The sequence below is a fragment of the Microbispora rosea genome (assembly GCF_044460045.1).
Lineage (GTDB): Bacteria > Actinomycetota > Actinomycetes > Streptosporangiales > Streptosporangiaceae > Microbispora > Microbispora rosea.
Genome location: NZ_JBITJO010000020.1, coordinates 60,911 through 70,287, shown reverse-complemented (window position 1 = coordinate 70,287; position 9,377 = coordinate 60,911). Strand labels below are relative to the sequence as shown.

6 protein-coding genes are annotated in these 9,377 nt (G+C 69.5%); 3 read left to right on the top strand and 3 right to left on the bottom strand.

All coding sequences use genetic code 11. The features are described 5' to 3' along the window. The 3 genes from ACIBK1_RS40370 to ACIBK1_RS40360 all read left to right on the top strand — a co-directional run. A partial coding sequence (locus tag ACIBK1_RS40370; protein WP_396740917.1) for a lectin occupies positions 1-519 on the top strand: 519 nt, incomplete at its 5' end. A gap of 166 nt (positions 520-685) precedes the next feature. Further along, a complete protein-coding gene (locus tag ACIBK1_RS40365; protein WP_396740915.1) occupies positions 686-2,005 on the top strand; it encodes an extracellular catalytic domain type 1 short-chain-length polyhydroxyalkanoate depolymerase in 1,320 nt (439 codons plus the stop codon). Positions 2,006-2,053: 48 nt separating this feature from the next. After that, entirely contained in the window at positions 2,054-2,881 is an 828-nt protein-coding gene (locus ACIBK1_RS40360) for an SAM-dependent methyltransferase (RefSeq protein ID WP_030512566.1), read from the top strand. A 256-nt stretch (positions 2,882-3,137) separates the two neighbouring features. On the opposite strand, the gene ACIBK1_RS40355 is transcribed toward ACIBK1_RS40360, so the two are convergent. From ACIBK1_RS40355 to ACIBK1_RS40345, 3 genes are all read right to left on the bottom strand, one after another. Beyond that, positions 3,138-5,519: a ricin-type beta-trefoil lectin domain protein gene (locus ACIBK1_RS40355; protein ID WP_396724643.1), complete on the bottom strand. Its 2,382-nt coding sequence runs from the start codon at positions 5,517-5,519 to the stop codon at positions 3,138-3,140. Positions 5,520-5,828: 309 nt separating this feature from the next. Further along, on the bottom strand, positions 5,829-7,211 hold the full coding sequence (locus ACIBK1_RS40350; protein ID WP_396740913.1) for a lectin: 1,383 nt from the start codon (positions 7,209-7,211) through the stop codon (positions 5,829-5,831). Between the two features lie 32 nt (positions 7,212-7,243). Continuing rightward, complete coding sequence (locus tag ACIBK1_RS40345; protein WP_081904081.1) at positions 7,244-8,773, bottom strand: arabinofuranosidase catalytic domain-containing protein; 1,530 nt, start codon at positions 8,771-8,773, stop codon at positions 7,244-7,246. Between the last annotated feature and the right edge of the window lie 604 nt (positions 8,774-9,377).

The window sequence follows — 9,377 nt, the reverse complement described above, 5'->3', positions numbered from 1 at the left end:
GACCTCATCGACGGCATCCACCCCACCGCGAACGGCTACGACAAGATGGCCGCCGCCTGGTACGCGGCGCTCCAGTCCGTCCCCGGCAGCATCGGCCAGCCCATCGGCACTCCCAGCCCGACGCCGACCGGCTCCACGAGCGCCATCCGGGGCGTGGGCTCGGGCCGCTGCCTGGACGTCACCGGCGTCTCGCAGAACAACGGCACCCAGGTGCAGATCTGGGACTGCAACGGACAGGCCAACCAGCAGTGGACCACCACCAGTGCGGGTGAGCTGCGTGTCTACGGCAACAAGTGCCTCGACGTGAACGGTGGCGGCACCGCCGACGGCAGCAGCGTGATCATCTGGGACTGCAACGGCCAGAGCAACCAGCAGTGGCGCCTCAACTCCGACGGCTCCATCACCGCCGTCGGCGCGAACAAGTGCCTGGACGCCCCCAACTACTCGACCGCCAACGGCGTCAAGCTCCAGATCTGGTCCTGCAACGGACAGGCCAACCAGCGCTGGTCCCGCGTCTGACGGTGAGGTCCCTGCCGTGTCCGCCTTCGGCCTGGCGGACACGGCCTCATCCATCGGGGAGTCCGCCGCACGGCTCACTCCCCGATCCAAGTCATGAGGAAACAACGTGAAACGAAGGCTCAGAGTCCTATTGGCGGCCGCTGCCTTGCCTCTGGTGGTGGCGGGCATGCTCCTGGGGGTCCGGCCCGCCGCGGCGGCCTCGCTGACCCGGGTCACCGGCTTCGGCACCAACCCCACGAACCTGAACATGTACCTCTACGTGCCCGACAGGGTCGCCGCACGCCCGGCCCTGCTGGTCCTGGTCCACTACTGCGGCGGCTCGGCCAGCGCGATCTTCAACGGCAACGGCCACGACTACGTCACCGCCGCCGACCGCTACGGCTACATCATCGTGCTCCCCGAAGCCACCCGCAGCGAGAAATGCTTCGACGTGTCCACCCCCGCCGCGCTACGCCGCGACGGCGGCAGCGACTCCACCGGCATCATGGCCATGGTCGCCTACACCCGCCAGCGCTACAACGTCGACCCCTCCCGCATCGTGGTCAGCGGCTTTTCCTCCGGCGCGATGATGACCAACGTCTTGGCCGCCCAATACCCCGACGTGTTCTCCGCCGCCTCGGCCTACTCCGGCGTACCCGCCGGCTGCTTCGCCACCACCAACGGCTCCCTGTGGAACAGCCAGTGCTCCGGCGGCCAGCTCATCAAGACCGCCCAGCAATGGGGCGACCAGGCCCGCGCCATGTACCCCGGCTACACCGGCCGCTACCCCCGCATCCAACTCTGGCACGGCACCACCGACACCACACTCGCCTACCCCAACTACGGCGAAGAGATCAAACAGTGGACCAACCTCAACGGGCTCAGCCAGACCCCCGCCTTCACCGACCACCCCCAGTCCTCCTGGACCCGCACCCGCTACGGCAACACCTCCACCCAGGCCACCGTCGAAGGCATCAGCATCTCCGGCGTCGGCCACCAACTGCCGATGAACGGCCAACTCGCCTACGCCATCTCCTTCCTCGGCCTCGACGGCACCACCACCACACCATCCCCCTCGCCCAGCCCGTCACCCAGCCGCTCGCCGAACCCCTCACCCACGCCCTCGCCCAGTCCGTCGCCGAGCAGCACGCCGTCCCCGTCGCCGTCGCCGTCGCCCACCGCAGGTTCGGGCCCCTGCCGGGTCAGCGCCACCGTGAACGCGTGGAACAACGGCCTGACCGAGCAGATCGCCATCACCAACACCGGCTCCTCCACCGTCAACGGCTGGTCCCTGACCTTCACCCTCCCCAGCGGGCAGACCATCACCAACGGATGGAACGCCGCCTACTCCCCCAGCAGCGGACAGGTCACGGCCACGAACGTCGGCTACAACGGCACGATGGCCCCCGGATCCACCACTGAGATCGGCTTCCAGGCCACCCACACCGGCAACGCCGCCAAGCCCACCGTGTTCACCCTCAACGGCGTGACCTGCGATGTCGCCTAGCGCCTCCATCCGCGGAGTGAAAAGACCGAGAGACGACCAGGAGCACCGATGCCGGATCTGACAGAGGCCCGCGTCGCGGCCGCCGCGCGGATCAACACCGCGGTGGCGCACCCGGCCCGGGTGTACGACTACCTGCTGGGCGGCAAGGACAACTTCGCGGCCGACCGCGAGGCGGCCGAGGAACTGGTCAGGCTGTCTCCCGGCACGCGTGAGGGCGTGCGCGCCCACCGCGCCTTCCTGCGCAGGGCGGTGCGCCACCTCGCTGATGTGGGTGTCTCACAGTTCCTCGACATCGGCACCGGCATCCCCACCCAGGGCAACACCCACGAGATCGCGCAGGAGATCGACCCCGGCGCGCGGGTGGTCTACGTGGACAACGACCCGATCGTCCTGGTCCACGGCCGGGCCCTGCTGACCGGCACGGGGATGACCGCGGTGATCGAGGCCGATCTGCGGCAGCCGGAGACGATCCTTTCGCACCCCGAGGTCCGGGCCGTGATCGACTTCACGCGTCCGGTGGCCGTCATCCTGGCCGGCGTCCTGCACTTCGTCACCGACGAGGAGGATCCGTACGGCACGGTGGAGCACCTCAAGGCCGCCGTGCCGGCGGGCAGCCGGCTCCTGCTGTCGCACATCACCCTCGACTTCGCGCCCCGGCTGCGCGAGGAGGACTTCACCAAGCCCTACGACAGGAGCACCGCGCCCATGGTCCCCCGTACGCACGCCGAGGTGGTGCGGTTCTTCGAGGGCTGGCACGTGGTGGATCCCGGCGTCGTCGAGGTGGTCGAGTGGCGGCCGGACGACAAGAAGCGCCGGGAGCACATCCCTGGCGGCGGTCACGCCTGGGCCTACGGCGGAGTCGCCATCAAGCCCTGATCGAAGGACCGGGGCGGCGCCTTCCACGAGTGACCCGGGAAGCGGCGCGGTCGCGGTGACGAGGTTCGACGGAAATGCGCGGCCCGGATCCCGGGCCGCGCATTTCCGTCTTCTCCGTCGGTAAGGGGCGACGGTCGGTCAGGTGGATCGGCAGCACGCGTTGCCCGGCCCGCGGACCCGGCATCGTGGTCCGCGGGCGTGGCGACAGGTCGTGCCGACGGGGTCGGAGGTCGCCGCCGTGGGCGACCGTGTCAGGTCAGTTGCGGCTCCACTGCTGGTTGCTTCCGCCGTTGCAGGCCCACAGGACGACCTTCGTGCCGTTGGCCGTTCCGGCGTTGTAGGCGTCCAGGCACAGCCCGGACTGGACACCGGTGACGGTGCCGTCGGCGTTGAGGTTCCACTGCTGGTTGGCCCCGCCGCCGCAGTCCCAGATCACGACCTGGGTGCCGTTGCTCGTTCCCTGGCCGTAGGCGTCCAGGCACTTGTTGCCGTACACCTGGAGCTGCTTGCCGGAGGTGTAGGTCCACTGCTGGTTCACCCCGCCGTTGCAGTCCCACAGCGCCACCTGGGTGCCGTTGGTGTGCGACTGGTTCGGCACGTCCACGCACCGGCCGCTCGCGAGGCCGCGCAACGCGGTGCCGTTGCCGGGGGTGCCGCCGCCCTGGCCCGGGGTGATGGACAGGTTGTCGAACTGGGCGGTTTCGGTGGTGCTGGTGCCCACGCCGACCTGCCCCGCACCCCAGGTGCCGTCGGTGACCGAGGCCACCTGCGTCCCGTCGATGCTCGCGGTGATGGTGCTGCCGGAGAAGCCCAGGGCCAGGGTGTGCCAGCGGCCGGTGCCGAGCCCGGCGACGCTCCCGCTGCGGATCGTCGTCATCGCGTTGTCGACGTTGTTGCGGATGATCTGCCAGGCGCCGCCGTCGGTCACCCGCAGGTAGTAGGCGTTCAGTCCCTCGGGGCCGAAGGAGTGCTGGGCGCCCGCCCGGCCGATGAGCTCGGCGTAGCCGCTCTGCTCCAGCATCACGTCCGCCGAGACGGTGTAGTTGCTCCAGCCCAGGTCGCCCAGCAGGGCGTACGGGTGGGAACCGCCGGTCCACAGGATCGGCTGGCGCGGGGCCATCTGCCGCACGCATCGGCCGGACCGGCCGCCGCCGCAGCCCACGATCTCGAACGAGCCCTGCATGTCCATGAGGTACTTCGCCTCACGCCCCACCGCGTAGGAGTCGAAGTCGTCGGAGTACGGCAGAGCCATCGAACCCCGGGAGGGACTGGTCGCGGTGCCCTTGCCCTGACCCGTCGTGGTGGTGATCGAGTACACGTACCCCGGCTGGGCCGTCAGCGAGAACGTGCCGTTGGACGGGTTGACGTCGCTGGCGTGGACGAAGTAGTCGGCGGAGTTCCCCGAGTTGAGGTTGGTCGCCCACACGTGCACCTGTCCGGTGGACAGCCCGCCGGTCACGGTGAAGTTGAGCGTCTGGGCGCTGGTGGCGTCCATCGTCTCGACGATCGTGCTGTAGTCGGATCCGCTGGGCGACCTCAGCGACACGTAGCTGCCGTTGTTGCGGTTGCCGCCGATGTAGCCGCTGGAGGAGTCCAGGTACTTCCAGCCGGGAGCGGTGAACTGCGTGGTGTGGGCCATCACCCACGCGCTCTTGCCGATGGCGTAGTAACCGGACCACGGCTGCGGCGCCACCGCCACGCCCATCGTGGCGAAGGGCAGGTTCGGAGTGATGGCGGCGATGACCGGCCAGTTGATGTAGGCGGTCATCTTCCCGTCGATGTAGTCCCGGTTGATGCCCCGGGCCATCGCCTTGGCCCCGTCGTTGTAGTCGTCGGAGCCGTTCTCACTGGCCCACAGCACCTTGCCGGAGTTGATCGCGGTGGTGGAGCTGGGACAGCTCGACTGTGGTCCGCGGTAGCCGCAGACGTAGTGCGACCCGAACACGTCCACCGCGTTGCGGAAGGCGGCGTTGTTCGCCGCGTCGTCGGCGACGCCGAACCCCCAGTCGTCGGAGGCGACGATCTTCACGTTGCCGAAGCCGCGGGAGTCCAGGGCGGTGTTGAGGTTGACGTACCAGTTCAGATCGCGGCCCTTCTCGTTCCAGCCGCCCAGGTAGTCGATGGTCAGCCCGTGGCTGTTCTTGGCGCAGCCCAGCCAGTCGACCAGGTAGTTGATGGTGTCCTGCGACCAGAAGTTGCCGTTGCCGAGCCAGCCCGGGGCGCCCCAGGCGAGACCCACCAGCTTGATGTTGGGGTTGCGGGCCTTGGCCTGCTCCATCAGCCACCACTCGTAGCCGCGGTTGCAGTCCAGGTCGCCCGAGGTGTGCCGGTGGCTCGGCTCGGCGCCGTCGGTGGAGTTGGTGTCGCCGCCGATCTCGACCTTCAGGATCTGCATCGACGCGCCGTACCCGGGCTTGAACAGGTAGTCCAGGATCTGCGACCGCTGCGGCTCGGGATAGTCGACCAGCAGGCGGCTGTTGCCTCCGCCGCCGCTGATCGCGCCGACGCCGTCGAAGGTGCGGCCACCGGAACCACCGTTGATCGTGATTCCCACCGCCGCGCGCGCCGGCGACACGGCCACCAGGGACATCGCGACGGACAGGAGCGCGACCACCACACTCATGGCGACGCGCGCCATGCTTTCTCTTCGCCGACTCATCAAGGTCCTTTCGATGGGGGGTAGGGGCGAAATCGACATGGCGACAGGCCCGCCGAGAGCGAGCGCCCTCGGGGACGCCAACGGCCGGGGACTCCGGTATCGACGGGCGCGCGCCGTGCTGCCGCAGTGGGGCGCGCTGCCGCAGGGTCCGAGCCCTGCGGCAGCGCGTCGTCGTCGGGTCAGCTACGCCTGCTCCACTGCTGGTCGGCTCCGCCGTCACGGGCCCACACGATCATCTGGGCCCCGATGCTCCGGCCTCACTGCTCCGGCCTCACTGATCGCTCCCGCTCAGACGCGGGTCCACTTCTGGTTGTTCTGGCCGTTGCAGGTCCAGATGATGACCTTGCTGCCGTTGGCGGTGCCGTTGCCGTACACGTCGAGGCACTTGTTCGCGCCGACGGCGGTGATGGAGCCGTCGGTGTTGAGGCGCCACTTCTGGTTGTTCTGGCCGTTGCAGTCCCAGATGATCACGGTGCTGCCGTCGGCCGTGGCGCCACCGTTGACGTCGAGGCACTTGTTGCCGTAGACGCGCAGCTCACCCGCGCTGGTGGTGGTCCACTGCTGGTTGGCCTGGCCGTTGCAGTCCCAGATCTGCGCCGCGGCGCCGTTGGCCTGCGACACACCGGTGACGTCCAGGCACCGCCCCGACCCCACACCGCGGAGCGCGCTCGTGCTCCCCGACGGCGACGACGGCGACGGCGTCGGAGAGGGCGACGTCGGCGGGGTCGTCTGGAACTGCGTCAGGAACTTCCACGCCTCGGCCGAGGTCCAGGTCCTCCAGCCGTCGCAGTTGCACCCGTCGATCGGGCCCGGGGTGTGGCCCCCGTCGAACGCCGCCCACACCACCGGATAGCCGGACCGGCACCCCGAGTAGGCGGTGACGATGTGGCTCAGGCTGCCCGCCCGCGGCTCGGGCGGGTTCTGGGCGGTACAGCCGTTGTTCCTGACGAACCTGTCACGCAGCCCCCGGCCCTGGGAGATGTTGAGCACCGGGTCCCCGATGCCGTGCACCCCCATGTACGCGATGGGCTGGGTGCCGCCGTTGCACCCGCTGAGCTGCCCGCCGGAGTAGACCACGACCGCGCGGAAGACCGTCGCCCGGGCGCAGGCGAGCGCGTAGCTCATGCCGCCGCCGTAGCTGAAGCCCGTGGAGAAGATCTGGTCGGTGTCGACGCACAGGCCGGCCTCGATCTGCCTGAGCATGTCGTCGACGAAGGTCAGGTCCTGGCCGTTGGGGTTGGCCCAGCCGTTGTTGTTGCCCTGCGGCGCGACGAAGATCGTGCTGTTGTTCTCGGCGTCCGCGAGGCGCCTGAGCCCGTAGTACGACCAGTTGTACCCGTCGGTCCCGCCCGAGTCGACGTCGTTGGCGGTGCCGCCGTTCCAGTGGAACCCGAAGACCAGGCGGTAGGGGTGGTTGCTGTCGTAACCGGCGGGCACCCGCAGGATGTAGCTGCGATTCTGGCCGCCGCTCGCGATCGAGTGCGTGCCGCTCGCCAGGGCCGGGGCCTTGCCGCATCCGCCGGTCGCCGCGGCGGCCGCGGCGACCACGGTGCTGTGCGTGGCCGCGGTGCTCTGCGTGGCCGACGTGGTTCCGGCGAGCGCCGTACCCGCCGTTCCCAGGGCGAGAAGCACCCCCGCCGCGATGGTGGCGAAGAAAGATTTATGGCTCAACGTGCACAACTCCATTCGCGCTGGTTAGGGGGTCAGCGGTAGCCGGCGGCGACGATGTCGGCCTGCACGGCGTTCTCGGTCGCGTCGGAGGGGTAGCCGGAGACCATCGCTCCTTCGTAGAAGGTCCCGGCGCTGAGGTTGGCGCCGCCGCCGGGCTTGCAGCAGTCGCCGCCGCTGCCCAGGACGATCGCGCCCTGCTTCTTCATCGGGCTGTAGCCGGAGGGAAGCCCGCCGTCATAGAGGGTGTAGAGGCTGCCGGACTGCGCGTTGCTGCCCTTGATCGCGAAGCGCGACGTGCCGTTGTTCTTCAGCGTCGCGGTGACGAACTTGCTGGTGAACGCCCTCTGGTTGGGGTTCCACGACTGGCTGCCACCGGGGTAGAGCCCCCATTCGAGGTCGGCCTGCACCCACGGGCCGGAGCCGGAGCAGCCGCCGAACCAGCAGCTCGTGCCGAAGTAGATGGCGTCCATCGCGCCGGCGGCGTCGGCCTTCCTGGTGGTCTCGCTGTTGCCGTAGTCGAAGCAGCAGCCGCTGTTGACGTGGGTGCCGCTGGTGACCATGTACATGCCCTCGGGCGCGGTGCCGGTCGGCACGCCGGTCAGGTGCCCGTCCCGCCAGTAGCTGTTGCCGGGGTTGATGTACAGGGAGTAGGCCTTGTTGCCGCCCACCGACAGCGACTCGGTGGTCGCGATCGCGGGCTTGCTCTGCGTCGAGCCGGGAACCGCGCTCGACCCCTGGTACCACAGGTCGTTGCCGCGCCCGGACTGGTCGTACACGACCGTGATGACGCAGGTGGTGCCGGCGCAGAAGGAGTCCTGGGCCCCGGCGTCTGCGGAGCCGCCCGTGGCGAGCACGCCGATGTTCCTGGTCGCGTTGTCGGACGAGCGCCGCACCTGGTAGAGGTTGCCGCTGTAGGAGCGGAAGAGCGCCCGCGTCGTGCTGTGCGCGGCCACGCACGGCGTGCCCCCGGAGGCGTAGATGTCACACGGGCGCGAGCCGGGCGGCGGCGGGCTCGGCGAGGTGGTGGTTCCGCCTCCGGCGGTGCTCCACTTCTGGTTGCCCTGTCCGTTGCAGGTCCACAGGATGACGGCGGTGCCGTTGGCCGTGCCGGCGTGGTCCACGTCGAGGCACAGCCCCGACTGCACCCCGCTGATCGACCCGTCGGAGTTCTGCTGCCACTTCTGGTTCGCCTGACCGTTGCACGACCAGATGACCGCCTTCGTGCCCGGCGACGTCCCCTGGCCGTACGCGTCCACGCAGCGCGTGCCGTTGAACGTCCGCAGCTCACCCGCCGAGGTGAACTCGAACGCCTGGTTGGCCTGGCCGTTGCAGTCCCAGATCTGCAGGCTCGTGCCCAGCGCGTCGGTGTTGCCCGCCACGTCCAGGCAGCGTCCCGACGCCGCGCTGACCAGCGGCGCCACCGCTGCCGACGCCGGCGCCGACCAGGCCAGGGCGGCCGCGAGGAGGGCCGCGAGCGCTGCGACGAGGCAGGCCGCGACGGCCGCCGGTGAGCGCCGCCCACGAGCCGTACGGCCCGATGAGTCAACGGACGAAGAACCCATTGCTTTCACTCCTTGGGGGGAAGGCACGACGGAGACGGCCACGTGCTGAATCAGGGCAGCCTCGCCAGAGCCGCTCGACAGGCGGTCGTGTCCCTTGCCATGGGTCACCGTGGGAATGGGACACCGTGGGAATGGCCCGCCGTGGACGGCGGTGCCGTGGAGCCGACCGCTCCTCGGTCCTTACGCCCGGTGCTGATCCGGCTTGCCCGTAGCGTGAGACCGAGACATTCCCGGGTCCGGGGTCGCGGACCCGATCCGCGCGAAGGCGCATATGCGGGAGGAGGAAGGGGTGGCGGACGATGGCGAGGAGTCCGGCCGCGGCGCGGAACGCCGGCGGCGCACCTCCGGCCGTCGTGCGCAGCGAAGCCCGGGTCGCACCGGAACGGCGAGAGCGTCTCGCTCCGGACTTCCTCATGGAAGGTCCACGAACCGATTCGTCTCGACCGGAGTGCCGGAATCCGGCCCCTATTGCCTCCTTATGAGGACTATGGGCCTTGTTAGCGCTAACACATGGTCAGAGCGTTGATCCTTCCTGCCGGCGGATTGGGGGGTGGCGGGATGCTGCGAAGCAAATACGACCGTCCGGGCCCTGTCAAGAACCCCG